The sequence below is a fragment of the Fibrobacter sp. UWR3 genome (genome assembly GCF_900143055.1).
In the GTDB taxonomy this organism is placed as follows: domain Bacteria; phylum Fibrobacterota; class Fibrobacteria; order Fibrobacterales; family Fibrobacteraceae; genus Fibrobacter.
Genome location: NZ_FRCW01000001.1, coordinates 1 through 12,471, shown reverse-complemented (window position 1 = coordinate 12,471; position 12,471 = coordinate 1). Strand labels below are relative to the sequence as shown.

The window sequence follows — 12,471 nt, the reverse complement described above, 5'->3', positions numbered from 1 at the left end:
TGTTAATCCTTCAAGTAGTCATCGACGTCCATGCCAAAAGAAAGGCCCATGGAGGTCAATACCTCGTTAAGTTCCACCAAGGACTTCCTTCCGAAGTTCTTGTATTTGAGCATATCGTTTTCCTTGTTGCGCACAAGTTCGCCGACGGTATGGATGTTGGCCATACGCAGGCAGTTGCTGGAACGAACGGAGAGTTCGAGTTCTTCCACGCGGGTGCGCAGGAGCGTCGCAATACGCTGGCGTTCTTCGTCCATCTCGATTTCTTCGGGGCTCTCGAGGTCGCCTTCGAAGTTGATGAAGATTTCCAGGTGATCGACGAGGAGCTTCGCAGCGTATGCGAGGGCGTCTTCGGGATCGATGGAGCCGTCAGTCGTGATTTCGAGTTCCAGGCGGTTGAAATCGGTACGCTGTCCAACGCGGGTATCGCTGATGTGCATCGCGACCTGCTGCACCGGGTTGAAGTTAGCGTCCGTGGCGATAACGCCGATCGGAGCGTCCTTGTCCTTCAATTCGTCGGCACGGACAAAACCGCGGCCACAGGAGATCTTCACATCCATGGAGAGCGAAGCGTTCCCGTTCAATGTCGCGATATGGACATCCGGGGTCAGGATGACCACGTTCGGATTGTCCATGAAGTCCTTGGCCGTGACTTCGCCGTCACCGGACATATCCAGGTGCAGTGTTTCGTCATGGTCGGAAAGGAGCTTCACGCGGATGCTCTTCAAGTTCAGGATGATATCCGTGACATCTTCCTTGACACCCGGAATCGTAGACATTTCCTTTTCAACGCCTTCGATTTTCACGGAGACGATTGCCGCACCCTGCAGGGAGGAAAGAAGCACACGGCGGAGAGCGTTACCGAGCGTGATGCCCCAGCCCCTTTCGAGAGCCTCGACAACAAACTTGGCCTTGCGACCGTCTTCGCTAGATTCCACCTTCTGGAAGCTACGCGGCATCTGAAGTGATTTCCACATCATAGGCGATACCTCTTTGGATTAGACCCTTCTCTTCTTTTTAGGACGGCAACCGTTGTGCGGAATACCCGTCACGTCTCGAATGGAGAGAACTTCGAGGCCCGCATTCTTGAGAGCGCGGACGGCGGACTCACGGCCACCACCGGCACCCTTCACGCGGACATCCACCTTGCGCATGCCGAGGTCGAAAGCCTTGTGGGCGGCAGTTTCGGCAGCGAGCTGGGCGGCAAACGGAGTGCTCTTGCGGGAGCCCTTGAAGCCGGAGTTACCGGGGGAACCCCAAGCGACGACGTTGCCACGAGCGTCGGTGATAGAGACGATTGTGTTGTTGAAGGTGGCGTTGACGCAGGCGATGCCCTGGATGTCAATACGCTTCTTGCCCTTCTTGACCTTAACTTCTTCAGTAGCGGCTGCGGCCGGAGCTTCAGCAGCGGCAGCGGTTTCCTTGATTTCTTCTTCAGCCACGACGAATCTCCTTACTTCTTCTTGTTAGCCACAGTCTTCTTGGGGCCCTTGCGGGTACGGGCGTTGGTACGGGAACGCTGACCGCGGACCGGCAGGCCCTTGCGGTGGCGGATACCACGGTAGCAACCGATATCCAAGAGACGCTTGATGTTCAGGGTAACTTCCGCGCGGAGCTGACCTTCCACGGAGTATTCGTCTTCGAGAAGATGACGAATCTTACCTTGTTCTTCTTCGGTGAGGTCATCGCACTTCTTGTTCTTGTCGATGCCCAGCTGAGCACAGACCTTGTTTGCGGTGAACAGACCGACACCATAGATTGCCGTGAGACCGTACTCGACGGTCTTGTTTTTCGGCAAATCGACACCAGCTATACGTGCCATACGATCTCCTTATCCCTGCTTCTGCTTGTGACGGGGGTTCTTCGAACAGATGATGCGCAATACACCCTTGCGACGGATGATCTTGCAGTTTTCACATCTGGGTTTGATGGAGGCTTTGATTTTCATAGGTTTGACCTTCTTTGAAAATACCTATTACTTGTAACGGTAAGTGATTCTTCCACGATTGAGGTCGTAGGGAGAAATTTCTACCAACACTTTATCGTCCGGCAAAATTCGGATGAAATGCCGACGCATCTTTCCTGAAACATGTGCGAGGATCTCGTGACCATTTCCGAGTTGGACACGGAAGAATGCGTTGGGGAGAGCCTCCAACACAACGCCTTCTACTTGAATGCCTTCTTCTTTAGCCACTAAGATGCCATCCTGCCGCGAATGCGGCCATGCTTCAAGAAACCTTCATAATTCTTGGTATGCAACTGGGCTTCGAGTTGACGAAGCGTATCCAGCGCCACACCGACCACGATAAGTACCGAGGTGCCCCCAATATAGAAACTCATATCGAAGGCGTCTTTCAGATACCAGGGCGCAACGCTAATAAAAGCGAGGTAAAGCGACCCGGGAAGAGAAATTCGGGTTAAAACGTGGTCAATATATTCGGCCGTCTGCTTGCCCGGACGAACTCCCGGAATGAATCCCCCAGACTTCTTCAGGTTTTCGGCAATGTCGTTAGGGTTGTACTGGATTGCCGTGTAGAAGAAGGTGAAGAATATGATAAGGAGCGCGTCGATCACGCTGTAGGACAGGTGACCCGGGACGAACGCGATGGCGAACGACTGCATCGCAGAGACGTTCGGGAACCAGGAAGCGATCATGGCCGGAATGAACATGATGCAGCTTGCGAAAATCACGGGGATCACGCCAGCGGTATTCACCTTGAAGGGCAAATAGCTGGACTGGCCACCCATGACCTTGTTGCCGACAGTCCTGCGAGGACTTTGGAGTGGAATGCGACGGTTCGCCTGCTCTACGAAAACGATAAATCCGATAATCACGACCACGATAGCGAGAATGATGATTTCGCTAGCGAGCGGCTGGATATCTTCCTTGAACATTTCCCATTGGGCGAGGAAGGCCCGCGGAAGGCCCCCGACGATACCGGCGAAGATGATAAGAGAAATACCGTTGCCCACACCGTGCGAAGTAATCTGTTCGCCCAGGTACATCACGAAGATGGTTCCTGCGGTGAAGGTCAGGGTAGCAAGTAAGCGGAAACCGATGTTACCGGCACCGGTGGCGAAGTCGTCTGCGAGGGCAGAAACCTGGACACCGGAAACGGACACCTTGAGGGAGGAAAGCCACACAGAAATGCCCCAGCCCTGCAAGGCGGCGAGAGCCACCGTAAAGTAGCGGGTGTACTGGTTCAACTTGGCGCGGCCTTCCTGACCTTCCTTCTGGAGCATCTGGATGCCCGGGATAACGGAGCCCATCAACTGGATGATGATGCTCGCGCTAATGTAAGGCATGATACCCAGGGCGAACACGGTCGCTTTCGCAAACGCACCGCCCGTGAAGGAGTCGTACAGGCCGAACAGGTTGTTCGAGTTCTTGAAGTATTCTGCCAGCACGGCAGCGTTTACTCCGGGGATTGTGATGTGTGCGCCCACGCGGTAGATGATGAGCACGGCGAGCGTGAAGAGAATCTTCTTACGCAGGTCGGCTATCTTGAACGCGTTGACGAACGCATCTATGGCTTTCTTGAGAGCTTCCATTAGACGATCTCGACTTTGCCGCCGGCAGCTTCGATTGCAGACTTTGCAGCTTCGCTGATAGCGTTAACCTTTACGTTGATTGCCTTGTCGATGGTTCCAAAAGCGAGGACCTTAATCGGTTTGTCAATATCCTTGATGAAACCCTGGTCGAACATCACCTGAGCGTCGAAGTCCGTGACGCTAACGCCAGCGAGCTTCTTCAGGTTGACGATCTGGAATTCAACACCGGCGTGCTTGAAACCACGCTTCGGGATGCGACGGTGGATCGGCATCTGGCCGCCTTCGAAGGCGACACGACCGGCCTGGGCGCTCTTACGAGCACCGGCACCCTTCTGACCACGGCCAGCAGTGGTGCCCCAACCGGAACCCGGACCGCGACCGATGCGCTTGCGGCTCTTGCCCTTGGCAGCCTTGCCAGGATTGAGAGTATTGAGTTCCATTATTAGATCTCCTCGACCTTCACCATGTCAGCCACGGCATTGATCATGCCCTGGATGCTGGGGGTCAAAACGTGTTCAACAGACTGTCCGATCTTGCGGAGGCCGAGGGCCTTCACATTGGCACGGTGCACCGGCAGGCGGCGAACAGTGCCCTTGATCAAAGTAATACGAACTTTCTTCATGGTGTATTACTCCTTAGGCTTCAAAACCGCGCAGCTTGGCGCAGTCCTGCTTGTTCTTCTGGGACATCAGGCCTTCCAGGCAAGCGCTGACGACAGTGCTCGGGTTGGAAGAACCGTGAATCTTGGTGAGGATGTTGCGCACACCGGCGAGTTCGAGAACAGCACGGGCGGCAGCACCGGCGATAACGCCAGTACCCGGAGCAGCCGGCATGAGGAGGATGCGGGTAGAACCGCTCTTCACTTCGATGTCGTGCGGGATGGTGCCGTCGAGGAGCTGGACTTCGACGATATTGCGCTGAGCGGCTTCGGTACCCTTGCGGATGGCTTCGGAAACTTCCTTAGCCTTGCCGAGACCCACGCCGACCTTGCCGTTCTTGTTGCCGACGACAACGAGAGCGGAGAAGGACATACGGCGACCGCCCTTGACGGTCTTTGCGCAACGGTTGATGTGTACAACCTTGTCTTCAAATTCAGAAACTTGAGCTTCGCGTTCCAAAGTGTACCTCACTAGAATTTGAGTCCGCCTTCACGAGCTCCCTCAGCGAGAGCCTGAACGCGACCGTGATAGATGTAACCGCCGCGGTCAAAGACCACGGATTCAATGCCCTTGGACTTCGCGATTTCAGCGATCTGGAGGCCAAGCTGCTTGGCCTGTTCCGTCTTCGTCATTTCGGCGAACTTGCCCTGGAATTCCTTGGCAGTCGTTGCGACCTGAGCGAGAGACTTGTTGTTCGCATCATCGATAATCTGGGCGACCATGTGGGACAAGGAACGGCGAACAGCCAAACGAGGGCATTCTGCAGTTCCGACAACAGTCTTGCGCACACGAGCATGGCGTGCGATTCTGGACTGGATTCTTTTCTTAGCAATTGCAGTCATAGTTTACCCTTATTTACCTGTCTTCTTACCTTGCTTACGGCGGATGATTTCGCCGGTGTACTTGATGCCCTTGCCCTTGTACGGTTCAGGCTTCCTGTACTTGCGGATTTCTGCAGCAGCCTGGCCGACCTTCTGCTTGTCGATGCCGGAGATGGAAATCTTCAGCGGGTCGACAGCCTTGAGCTCGACGCCTTCGGGTGCCTTGAAAATGACCGGGTGGGAGAAACCGAGAACGAGGTTCAGGTCCTTGCCCTTCTGTTCGACGCGGTAGCCCACACCGACGATTTCGAGAGTCTTCTCGAAACCCTTGGTAACGCCTTCGACCATGTTGGCGACGAGGGCGCGGGTGGTACCGTGCATAGCGCGGGAGAACTTTTCATCGTTCGGACGGGAGAAAGAAAGCTGGTTGCCTTCGAGCTTGATGGAAATCAGCTCATGAACAGTAGTTTCCAGCTTGCCCTTGGGGCCTTCCACCTTGATGTTCTGACCATTGACGGCGACTTTAACGCCAGCCGGGATATTGATAATAGCTTTTCCGATACGGGACATCTTTTACCTCACCAGACCTTTGCGACAACTTCGCCACCCACCTTCTGTTCGCGGGCTTCGTGGTCAGTCATCACACCTTTAGATGTGGAGATAATCGCATAGCCGAGGCCGTTACGGACGCGCGGGAGCTTGGCCACGTCAACGTAGTGACGAAGACCCGGCGTAGAGACGCGCTGGAGGCCCTGGATTGCGGGAACGCCGTTCGTGTAGCGGAGCAGAACCTTGAGGATACCCTGCTTGCCGTCATCGACGACGACGAACTTCTTAATGAAACCTTTTTCCTGCAGAACGCGTGCAATTTCACGCTTCAGGTTGCTGGCAGGAATGTCCACCACGGGGAGCTTTGCCTTGCAGGCATTGCGCACGCGGGTGAGCATATCGGCGATAGGATCTGTCATTGCCATGAGTTATACTCTCCTTACCAAGACGACTTTGTGATACCGGGGATTTCGCCGGCGAGTGCCATTTCGCGGAAGCAAATACGGCAAAGGCCAAAGCGGCGCATAAAGGCGTGCGGCCTACCGCAACGCTTGCAACGGTTATACCCACGAACGGTATACTTCGGGGTACGCTTGCATTTTTCAATCATTCTTCTGCTTGCCATGGTATTACCTTACTTCCTGAAGGGGAGTCCAAGTTCTTCGAGCAGGGCGCGGCCTTCGTCGTCCGTCTTGGCGGAAGTCACGAAGGAGATGTCCATACCGAAGGTACGAGAAATCTTATCGATATCGATTTCGACGAAGATCGTCTGTTCCTTGATACCGAGGGTGAAGTTACCCATTCCATCAAAACCACGGCGTGCAAGACCACGGAAGTCACGGACACGCGGGAGGTTGATGTTGATGAAACGATAGAGGAAGTCCCACATCATGTCGCCGTGGAGAGTGACCTTGGCACCGATGCCGATGCCTTCACGGAGGTGGAAGTTGGCGATAGCCTTCTTCGCGGTGGTGACGACTGCCTTCTGACCGGTGATGGCCGTGAGGGTTTCAGCGGCTTCATCGAGAATCTTGCGATTCTGAGCGGCAGCGCCCACGCCCATGTTCACCACGATCTTCTGGAGACGGGGAATTTCCATCACGTTCTTGTAGGCAAACTTTGCTTGCAAGGCCGGAACGACTTTTTCGAGATAAAATTGCTTCATCTGGTTCATTTCTTTACCTTACACAGCCTTTCCAGTCTTGACACTGGTACGAACGCCCTTCTTGCCCTTCTCGCGAACGATGCGGGTACGGACAGGCGTGTTGCCTTCGAGGAGCATCACATTGGAAATGTCGATGGGCATTTCCTTCTCGATGATGCCGCCAGTTTGGTTGGTCTGGCTCGGCTTCTCGTGACGCTTGCAGACGTTCACGTCCTTGACGGTCACCTTGCCGGCCTTGACACTAATCACGGTGCCGGTCTTGCCCTTGAAGGCACCGGAAATCACCTTGACGTTATCATTCTTCTTGATGTTTGCCATTAGAGAACCTCAGGTGCGAGGGAGATGATCTTCATGTAATTCTTTTCGCGGAGCTCACGAGCCACCGGTCCAAAAATACGGGTTCCACGCGGTTCGCCATCCTTGGTGATGAGCACAACTGCGTTGTCCGAGAAACGAATGAACGTTCCGTCCGGACGGGAGATTTCTTTGCGCGTACGCACGACGACGGCGTCGGCCACGGAACCCTTCTTCACCTTGCTCTGGGGGATAGCGTCCTTAACGGCTACCTTGATGACATCACCGATGCTAGCATAGCGACGGTTCGTGCCACCCAAAACACGGATGCAGGCGACTTCCTTGGCTCCACTGTTGTCAGCCACGACGAGTCTGGTTTCTTCTTGAATCATAATTCGCCTTACTCCAGGAGTTTACTTCTTCTTTTCGACCACGCGGACGAGACGCCAGCGCTTGGTTGCGGAAAGAGGACGAGTTTCCATGATTTCCACCAGGTCACCCTCGCCCGCTTCGTTATTTTCGTCGTGAGCCTTGAGCTTCTTGGTGGTGGTCATGATCTTGTTGTACATGGGATGACGCTTGCGGTTTTCAACCACAACCGTGATGGTCTTGTCCATCTTGTCAGAACTGACAATTCCCTGCTTGACTTTACGAAGGTTTCTATCCATTTCCTGCTCCTGCCGGCTTATGCCTTGGCCTTTTCGCTGAGGATGGTCTTGATACGGGCGATGTCCCTGCGGGCAGCCTGAATCATAGAGGGTTTTTCCAAATTACCGAGCTTCGCAGTCATGCGGTAATTGAACAAATCGAGATTCAACTGAGCCAGCTTTTCCTTGAGCTGCTTCACGTCGAGAGCTCTCAGTTCGTTTTTAATGTCACGTGCCTTCATTAGATCTCCGATTCTTCGATGATTTTGCACTTGAGGGGGAGCTTCTGCGAAGCGACATGGAGGGCTTCCATGGCGAGTTCACGTTCAACACCGCCCATTTCGAAAATGATGCGACCCGGAAGAATCACGGCGACCCAGAATTCGACGCCGCCCTTACCCTTACCCATACGGGCTTCGGCCGGGTGACGAGTGATGGGCTTGTCGGGGAACACGCGGATCCACACGCGACCGCCACGCTTGATCTTACGGGTCATAGCGATACGAGCCGCTTCGATCTGGCGAGCCGTCAGCCAGCACTTTTCAAGAGCCTGAATGCCGAATTCGCCGAAGGCCATGGAATTGCCGCGGGAAGCGACACCCTTCATGCGGCCTTTCATCTGCTTACGATGTAATGTTCTTTTAGGACTCAGCATATTACTTCTCTCTCTTGTTGTCGTTCATGACGTCCTTGCCAATCTTTTCGCCGTGCATGATCCACACCTTGATACCGATGGCACCATAGACGGTCTTAGCAATGGAAGTCGCGTAGTCAATGTCAGCACGGAGAGTGTGCAGAGGCACGCGGCCTTCGGCATACTTCTCGACGCGGGCAATTTCGGCACCGCCGAGACGGCCGCCGCACTGCACCTTGATACCTTCGACACCCAGGCGCATAGCGGACTGGATGGCGCGCTTCATGGCGCGGCGGAAGGAGATACGCTTTTCGAGCTGACGCGCGATGTTTTCAGCGACGAGCTTGGCATCCGTTTCCGGGCGCTTGATCTCGTGCACGCTGATGAAGATTTCCTTACCGGTGAGGAACTGGAGTTCGCTCTTGACGCGATCGAGTTCTTCGCCCTTCTTACCGATAACGATACCCGGGCGGGCGGTAAAGAGGTTCACGTTCACCTTCTTGACGGTGCGTTCGATGCCGACCTTGGAGAGGGAGGCATGTTCGAAGCGCTTCATCAAGTAGCGACGGAGGGTGATGTCTTCATAAAGAAGATCTGCGAAATTGTCTTCGGCATACCACTTGGATTCCCAACCGCGGATAACGCCAAGACGAAGACCATTGGGATGACTCTTGTGACCCATTGTTATTTCTCCTTGTCGGCGACGACGACGGTGAGGTGAGAGAGCGGCTTTTCGATACGGAAAGCACGGCCCTGGGAACGCGGGTGGATACGCTTCATGATCGTACCGCCATCGGCAGCGATGGTCTTGATCACGAGCTCTTCGGCAGCGACCGCACCAGCGGCCTTCTGCTTGTAGTTCGCGACGGCAGACTTGAGAGCGTTCTCGACGAGCGGGGCGCCCTTGGTCTTGGTGTGGAGAATGGAAAGCATTGCGAATGCTTCGTCAACACGCTTGCCACGAACCAGGTCCACGACACGGCGGAGCTTGCGCACACCGTAACGGACGTTTTTCACTTTAGCAACAGCTTGCATTATTTCTTACCTCCAGCGGCGGTTTCCGTCTTGCGGTGGCCGCGGAACGTGCGGGTCATTGCGAATTCGCCGAGCTTATGGCCGACCATGTTTTCAGAAACATAGACCGGGAGGAACTGCTTTCCGTTGTACACGGAGAAGGTAAGTCCGACCATATCCGGAACGATGGTGGAACGACGGGACCAGGTCTTGATCGGCTGCTTCTTGTCGGAGCCAGCCATAGCCTGGGCCTTGTTGAGAACGTGGGAATCCACGAACGCACCTTTCTTAAGGGATCTCGACATGAATTAGGCCCTCTTCTGACGACGGCGCACGATGTACTTATCGGTACGCTTGTTGTTACGAGTTTTTGCACCCTTCGAGTTCTTACCCCACGGAGAGCACGGATGACGACCACCAGAGGTACGTCCTTCACCACCACCGAGCGGGTGGTCGACCGGGTTCATAACGACACCGCGGACGGAGGGACGCTTGCCAAGCCAGCGGGAGCGGCCGGCAGAGCCCGAGGATTCATTCATGTGGTCGATGTTGGAAACCTGGCCCACAACGGCGAGGCAATCTTCAGAGATGAAGCGGACTTCGCCACTCGGCATCCTGACCTGGCAGAGCTTGCCGTCCTTGGCGACGAGTTCGGCAGCGGCACCGGCGGAGCGGACCAGCTGGGCACCCTTGCCGGGCTTCAGCTCAATGTTGTGGATCATGGTGTTCAGCGGAATGTCGCGAATCGGGAGAGCGTTACCCACGCGGAATTCGGCACCTTCGCCGGAATTCAGCACATCGCCGACCTTCACGTTAGCCGGAGCGACGATGTAGGCGCGCTTGCCGTTCTGGTACTTGACCAGGGCGATACGGGCCGTACGGTTCGGATCGTACTCGATCGTCTCGACAGTGCAGGGGATGCCTGCGAACTGGCGCTTGAAATCGATGATACGGTACAGTTTCTTGTGGCCACCGCCGCGACGGCGGGAAGTGATTTCACCAGCGTTGTTACGACCGGAGCTGCTCTTGATGCCTTCGGTGAGCGGCTTGTACGGCTTTTCGGCCGTAATTTCCTTGCGGTCACCAATCTGCTTGTAGCGCAGCGTCGGGGTAAGCGGTCTATAAGATTTCAGACCCATAGTTATACTCCTTCGAACTCGGCAATCTTTTGCCCGGCCTTCAGCGTGATGTAGGCCTTCTTCCAGTTGGGTTTCTTGCCAGGAACCATGCGAACGCGCTTGATCTTACCGCGGGTAATGGCGGTGTTCACAGCGTCGACCTTCACTTCAAAGCGCTTTTCGATAGCGTCCTTGATTTCGGTCTTGGTAGCGTTCATGGCAACCTTGAAAACGTACCTGTGCACGTCGTTACGCGGATTCACCATGTTCTTCATGGTTTCTTCGGTCACGTGCGGGGTAAGCAGGATTTCACGAATTTCCTTCATTAGCGGCCTCCTTCAAGTTCTGCGAGAGCAGCCTGGGAGATGACGACGTTGTTGGCGCGGACGATGTCGTAAGTATTGACATCTTCGACGCGGGCGCAACGGCACCAAGGAATGTTGTTGGAGGAGAGGTAAAGGTTCGCATCCTTCGCGCTCACGATGAACAGGGCGTTGCGCTGTTCGAGGTTAGCCTTCTTGAGGACGGCGAGGAGGTCCTTGGTCTTCGGGGCGTCGAAGCTGAGGGCTTCGAACACGACGACCTTGCCTTCCTGGGCCTTGGAGGCGAGAGCGGAGTGGAAGGCGATCTTCTTCACCTTCTTGTTCACCTTCTCGAAGTAGTCATGGGACTTCGGACCATGGGCCTTAGCACCACGAACCCACACAGCGGAGGTGTTCTGGCCGGAACGAGCGCGGCCGGTGCCCTTCTGCTTCCACGGCTTCTGACCGCCACCGCTAACGGAGGACTTGTTCTTAGCCTGGGCAGTACCCTGACGGTTGTTGTTCAGGATAGCCTTGATGTGGAGGTACATGCAGACCTTGTTGACTTCTTCATCAAACAGCTTCGGGAGTTCGATATCGTTCTTGAAATCGCCTGTTGCGGCGAAAAGCTTTGCACTAGCCATTAGTCTTTCCTCACCACGATGATGCTGTTCTTTGCACCGGGGACTGCGCCGCGGACGAAGATCAGGTTGCGATCGCCATCAACTTTGACGACCTGGAGGTGCTTCACGGTCACTTTCTTGTTGCCGTACTGGCCTGCCATGCGCTTGCCCGGGAAAACACGGCCCGGGTAGGAGTGAGCAGACGTACCGCCCGGTTCGCGCATGTTGTGCGTACCGTGAGAGCGGGGACCGCTGTGGAAGCCGTGGCGCTTGATGGTACCAGAGAATCCGTGACCCTTGGAGATACCGGAAACGTTCACCATCTTCGCATCGGCAAAGTCAGCTGCACCGAATTCCTTGCCAACCGGCCAGGATTCGAGATCAGCAACGTCAAACTCGGCGAGGTGTTCACGAACAGCGACGTCAGCCTTCTTGAAGTGGCCGATTTCAGCCTTGTTGGCACGCTGTTCTTTCTTGAGACCAAAGCCGATCTGGACAGCCTTGTAGCCATCCTTTTCTTCTGTCTTGTGGGAAACGACCACGCACGGACCGGCTTCGAGAACCGTGACAGGGACGCATTCGCCCTGTTCCGTGAACACTTGGGTCATTCCCAACTTCTTTGCGAGAATACCGTTCATTGTTATTAGACCTTAATTTCGACTTCGACACCAGCCGGCAAGTCAAGTTTCATGAGGGAATCAACAGTCTGCGACGTAGCATCGAGGATGTCGATAAGACGCTTGTGCGTACGGGATTCAAACTGTTCACGAGAAGTCTTGTTGATATGCGGAGAGCGGAGCACCGTATACTTCTGGACTTTCGTCGGGAGGGGGATGGGTCCCGCAATGCGGGCACCCGTTTGCTTAGCTGTATTCACGATGTCTTGGGCAGAGCGGTCGATCATACGATGGTCGAAGCTCTTCAAGCGAATACGGATGCGTTCACCAGCCATGATTTTTCCTTACTTGATGATTTCGGTTACGGAGCCAGCACCAACAGTACGGCCACCTTCGCGGATAGCGAAGCGGAGCTGCTTTTCCATGGCGATCGGGGCGATGAGGTTCACGTGGATCGTGACGGTGTCACCCGGGGTCAC

Annotated in this window: 27 protein-coding genes and 1 pseudogene; all 28 read right to left on the bottom strand. The window is 55.0% G+C overall.

Annotated features, from left to right (window positions below):
• Window positions 1-2: 2 nt before the first annotated feature.
• Complete coding sequence (locus tag BUA44_RS00140; RefSeq protein ID WP_072807561.1) at window positions 3-977, bottom strand: DNA-directed RNA polymerase subunit alpha; 975 nt, start codon at window positions 975-977, stop codon at window positions 3-5.
• A gap of 18 nt (window positions 978-995) precedes the next feature.
• On the bottom strand, window positions 996-1,424 hold the full coding sequence (gene rpsK, locus BUA44_RS00135) for a 30S ribosomal protein S11 (protein ID WP_173304119.1): 429 nt from the start codon (window positions 1,422-1,424) through the stop codon (window positions 996-998).
• A 26-nt stretch (window positions 1,425-1,450) separates the two neighbouring features.
• Complete coding sequence (rpsM, locus tag BUA44_RS00130) at window positions 1,451-1,819, bottom strand: 30S ribosomal protein S13 (protein WP_072807559.1); 369 nt, start codon at window positions 1,817-1,819, stop codon at window positions 1,451-1,453.
• 9 nt (window positions 1,820-1,828) lie between these two features.
• Window positions 1,829-1,945: a 50S ribosomal protein L36 gene (gene rpmJ / locus BUA44_RS00125; RefSeq protein WP_014546097.1), complete on the bottom strand. Its 117-nt coding sequence runs from the start codon at window positions 1,943-1,945 to the stop codon at window positions 1,829-1,831.
• A 27-nt stretch (window positions 1,946-1,972) separates the two neighbouring features.
• On the bottom strand, window positions 1,973-2,191 hold the full coding sequence (infA, locus tag BUA44_RS00120) for a translation initiation factor IF-1 (RefSeq protein ID WP_014546098.1): 219 nt from the start codon (window positions 2,189-2,191) through the stop codon (window positions 1,973-1,975).
• Window positions 2,191-3,549: a preprotein translocase subunit SecY gene (secY, locus tag BUA44_RS00115; RefSeq protein WP_072807558.1), complete on the bottom strand. Its 1,359-nt coding sequence runs from the start codon at window positions 3,547-3,549 to the stop codon at window positions 2,191-2,193. The genes infA and secY overlap by 1 nt, the downstream gene beginning before the upstream one ends.
• Window positions 3,549-3,989: a 50S ribosomal protein L15 gene (gene rplO, locus BUA44_RS00110; protein WP_072807557.1), complete on the bottom strand. Its 441-nt coding sequence runs from the start codon at window positions 3,987-3,989 to the stop codon at window positions 3,549-3,551. The genes secY and rplO overlap by 1 nt, the downstream gene beginning before the upstream one ends.
• A gap of 2 nt (window positions 3,990-3,991) precedes the next feature.
• Window positions 3,992-4,171 (bottom strand): 50S ribosomal protein L30, encoded by a 180-nt coding sequence (gene rpmD / locus BUA44_RS00105; RefSeq protein WP_072807556.1) that lies wholly within the window; start codon window positions 4,169-4,171, stop codon window positions 3,992-3,994.
• Between the two features lie 13 nt (window positions 4,172-4,184).
• Window positions 4,185-4,667, bottom strand: coding sequence for a 30S ribosomal protein S5 (gene rpsE, locus BUA44_RS00100; protein WP_072807555.1), 483 nt, complete (start codon window positions 4,665-4,667; stop codon window positions 4,185-4,187).
• 11 nt (window positions 4,668-4,678) lie between these two features.
• Window positions 4,679-5,050, bottom strand: coding sequence for a 50S ribosomal protein L18 (rplR, locus tag BUA44_RS00095; RefSeq protein WP_072807554.1), 372 nt, complete (start codon window positions 5,048-5,050; stop codon window positions 4,679-4,681).
• A gap of 9 nt (window positions 5,051-5,059) precedes the next feature.
• A complete protein-coding gene (gene rplF / locus BUA44_RS00090) occupies window positions 5,060-5,599 on the bottom strand; it encodes a 50S ribosomal protein L6 (RefSeq protein WP_072807553.1) in 540 nt (179 codons plus the stop codon).
• 8 nt (window positions 5,600-5,607) lie between these two features.
• On the bottom strand, window positions 5,608-6,003 hold the full coding sequence (rpsH, locus tag BUA44_RS00085) for a 30S ribosomal protein S8 (RefSeq protein WP_072807552.1): 396 nt from the start codon (window positions 6,001-6,003) through the stop codon (window positions 5,608-5,610).
• A gap of 14 nt (window positions 6,004-6,017) precedes the next feature.
• Window positions 6,018-6,203, bottom strand: a complete 186-nt coding sequence (locus BUA44_RS00080) for a type Z 30S ribosomal protein S14 (RefSeq protein WP_014546106.1) — start codon at window positions 6,201-6,203, stop codon at window positions 6,018-6,020.
• Window positions 6,204-6,212: 9 nt separating this feature from the next.
• Complete coding sequence (gene rplE, locus BUA44_RS00075) at window positions 6,213-6,752, bottom strand: 50S ribosomal protein L5 (protein ID WP_072807551.1); 540 nt, start codon at window positions 6,750-6,752, stop codon at window positions 6,213-6,215.
• 9 nt (window positions 6,753-6,761) lie between these two features.
• A complete protein-coding gene (gene rplX / locus BUA44_RS00070) occupies window positions 6,762-7,061 on the bottom strand; it encodes a 50S ribosomal protein L24 (RefSeq protein ID WP_072807550.1) in 300 nt (99 codons plus the stop codon).
• The gene (rplN, locus tag BUA44_RS00065; RefSeq protein WP_072807549.1) at window positions 7,061-7,429 is read right to left on the bottom strand and encodes a 50S ribosomal protein L14; all 369 of its coding nucleotides are present in this window, start codon (window positions 7,427-7,429) and stop codon (window positions 7,061-7,063) included. The genes rplX and rplN overlap by 1 nt, the downstream gene beginning before the upstream one ends.
• A gap of 21 nt (window positions 7,430-7,450) precedes the next feature.
• Entirely contained in the window at window positions 7,451-7,705 is a 255-nt protein-coding gene (rpsQ, locus tag BUA44_RS00060) for a 30S ribosomal protein S17 (RefSeq protein WP_072807548.1), read from the bottom strand.
• 17 nt (window positions 7,706-7,722) lie between these two features.
• A complete protein-coding gene (rpmC, locus tag BUA44_RS00055) occupies window positions 7,723-7,926 on the bottom strand; it encodes a 50S ribosomal protein L29 (protein WP_072807547.1) in 204 nt (67 codons plus the stop codon).
• The gene (gene rplP / locus BUA44_RS00050) at window positions 7,926-8,339 is read right to left on the bottom strand and encodes a 50S ribosomal protein L16 (protein ID WP_072807546.1); all 414 of its coding nucleotides are present in this window, start codon (window positions 8,337-8,339) and stop codon (window positions 7,926-7,928) included. Before rplP ends, rpmC begins: the two co-directional genes overlap by 1 nt.
• A gap of 1 nt (window position 8,340) precedes the next feature.
• On the bottom strand, window positions 8,341-9,000 hold the full coding sequence (gene rpsC, locus BUA44_RS00045) for a 30S ribosomal protein S3 (RefSeq protein ID WP_072807545.1): 660 nt from the start codon (window positions 8,998-9,000) through the stop codon (window positions 8,341-8,343).
• A 2-nt stretch (window positions 9,001-9,002) separates the two neighbouring features.
• Window positions 9,003-9,353 carry a 50S ribosomal protein L22 gene (rplV, locus tag BUA44_RS00040; protein WP_072807544.1) on the bottom strand — a complete coding sequence of 117 codons (351 nt, stop codon included), beginning with the start codon at window positions 9,351-9,353 and terminating at the stop codon, window positions 9,003-9,005.
• Complete coding sequence (rpsS, locus tag BUA44_RS00035; RefSeq protein WP_072807543.1) at window positions 9,353-9,637, bottom strand: 30S ribosomal protein S19; 285 nt, start codon at window positions 9,635-9,637, stop codon at window positions 9,353-9,355. The genes rplV and rpsS overlap by 1 nt, the downstream gene beginning before the upstream one ends.
• Window positions 9,638-9,640: 3 nt before the next feature.
• Window positions 9,641-10,471, bottom strand: a complete 831-nt coding sequence (rplB, locus tag BUA44_RS00030; protein ID WP_072807542.1) for a 50S ribosomal protein L2 — start codon at window positions 10,469-10,471, stop codon at window positions 9,641-9,643.
• A 2-nt stretch (window positions 10,472-10,473) separates the two neighbouring features.
• Entirely contained in the window at window positions 10,474-10,776 is a 303-nt protein-coding gene (rplW, locus tag BUA44_RS00025) for a 50S ribosomal protein L23 (RefSeq protein ID WP_072807541.1), read from the bottom strand.
• Entirely contained in the window at window positions 10,776-11,396 is a 621-nt protein-coding gene (rplD, locus tag BUA44_RS00020; RefSeq protein ID WP_072807540.1) for a 50S ribosomal protein L4, read from the bottom strand. Before rplD ends, rplW begins: the two co-directional genes overlap by 1 nt.
• The gene (rplC, locus tag BUA44_RS00015) at window positions 11,396-12,013 is read right to left on the bottom strand and encodes a 50S ribosomal protein L3 (protein WP_072807539.1); all 618 of its coding nucleotides are present in this window, start codon (window positions 12,011-12,013) and stop codon (window positions 11,396-11,398) included. The genes rplD and rplC overlap by 1 nt, the downstream gene beginning before the upstream one ends.
• A gap of 5 nt (window positions 12,014-12,018) precedes the next feature.
• Window positions 12,019-12,327 carry a 30S ribosomal protein S10 gene (rpsJ, locus tag BUA44_RS00010; protein WP_072807538.1) on the bottom strand — a complete coding sequence of 103 codons (309 nt, stop codon included), beginning with the start codon at window positions 12,325-12,327 and terminating at the stop codon, window positions 12,019-12,021.
• Between the two features lie 9 nt (window positions 12,328-12,336).
• Window positions 12,337-12,471: pseudogene (gene tuf, locus BUA44_RS00005) on the bottom strand (elongation factor Tu); the annotation flags it as partial.

Excerpts from the sequence above, each read along its gene's own strand:
- BUA44_RS00140 (WP_072807561.1), bottom strand. The coding sequence starts at position 977 with ATGATGTGGAAATCACTTCAGATGCCGCGTAGCTTCCAGAAGGTGGAA.
- rpsM (WP_072807559.1), bottom strand. The coding sequence starts at position 1,819 with ATGGCACGTATAGCTGGTGTCGATTTGCCGAAAAACAAGACCGTCGAG.
- rpmJ (WP_014546097.1), bottom strand. The coding sequence starts at position 1,945 with ATGAAAATCAAAGCCTCCATCAAACCCAGATGTGAAAACTGCAAGATC.
- secY (WP_072807558.1), bottom strand. The coding sequence starts at position 3,549 with ATGGAAGCTCTCAAGAAAGCCATAGATGCGTTCGTCAACGCGTTCAAG.
- rplO (WP_072807557.1), bottom strand. The coding sequence starts at position 3,989 with ATGGAACTCAATACTCTCAATCCTGGCAAGGCTGCCAAGGGCAAGAGC.
- rpmD (WP_072807556.1), bottom strand. The coding sequence starts at position 4,171 with ATGAAGAAAGTTCGTATTACTTTGATCAAGGGCACTGTTCGCCGCCTG.
- rplR (WP_072807554.1), bottom strand. The coding sequence starts at position 5,050 with ATGACTGCAATTGCTAAGAAAAGAATCCAGTCCAGAATCGCACGCCAT.
- rplF (WP_072807553.1), bottom strand. The coding sequence starts at position 5,599 with ATGTCCCGTATCGGAAAAGCTATTATCAATATCCCGGCTGGCGTTAAA.
- rpsH (WP_072807552.1), bottom strand. The coding sequence starts at position 6,003 with ATGGCAATGACAGATCCTATCGCCGATATGCTCACCCGCGTGCGCAAT.
- BUA44_RS00080 (WP_014546106.1), bottom strand. The coding sequence starts at position 6,203 with ATGGCAAGCAGAAGAATGATTGAAAAATGCAAGCGTACCCCGAAGTAT.
- rplE (WP_072807551.1), bottom strand. The coding sequence starts at position 6,752 with ATGAACCAGATGAAGCAATTTTATCTCGAAAAAGTCGTTCCGGCCTTG.
- rplX (WP_072807550.1), bottom strand. The coding sequence starts at position 7,061 with ATGGCAAACATCAAGAAGAATGATAACGTCAAGGTGATTTCCGGTGCC.
- rplN (WP_072807549.1), bottom strand. The coding sequence starts at position 7,429 with ATGATTCAAGAAGAAACCAGACTCGTCGTGGCTGACAACAGTGGAGCC.
- rpsQ (WP_072807548.1), bottom strand. The coding sequence starts at position 7,705 with ATGGATAGAAACCTTCGTAAAGTCAAGCAGGGAATTGTCAGTTCTGAC.
- rpmC (WP_072807547.1), bottom strand. The coding sequence starts at position 7,926 with ATGAAGGCACGTGACATTAAAAACGAACTGAGAGCTCTCGACGTGAAG.
- rplP (WP_072807546.1), bottom strand. The coding sequence starts at position 8,339 with ATGCTGAGTCCTAAAAGAACATTACATCGTAAGCAGATGAAAGGCCGC.
- rpsC (WP_072807545.1), bottom strand. The coding sequence starts at position 9,000 with ATGGGTCACAAGAGTCATCCCAATGGTCTTCGTCTTGGCGTTATCCGC.
- rplV (WP_072807544.1), bottom strand. The coding sequence starts at position 9,353 with ATGCAAGCTGTTGCTAAAGTGAAAAACGTCCGTTACGGTGTGCGCAAG.
- rpsS (WP_072807543.1), bottom strand. The coding sequence starts at position 9,637 with ATGTCGAGATCCCTTAAGAAAGGTGCGTTCGTGGATTCCCACGTTCTC.
- rplB (WP_072807542.1), bottom strand. The coding sequence starts at position 10,471 with ATGGGTCTGAAATCTTATAGACCGCTTACCCCGACGCTGCGCTACAAG.
- rplW (WP_072807541.1), bottom strand. The coding sequence starts at position 10,776 with ATGAAGGAAATTCGTGAAATCCTGCTTACCCCGCACGTGACCGAAGAA.
- rplD (WP_072807540.1), bottom strand. The coding sequence starts at position 11,396 with ATGGCTAGTGCAAAGCTTTTCGCCGCAACAGGCGATTTCAAGAACGAT.
- rplC (WP_072807539.1), bottom strand. The coding sequence starts at position 12,013 with ATGAACGGTATTCTCGCAAAGAAGTTGGGAATGACCCAAGTGTTCACG.
- rpsJ (WP_072807538.1), bottom strand. The coding sequence starts at position 12,327 with ATGGCTGGTGAACGCATCCGTATTCGCTTGAAGAGCTTCGACCATCGT.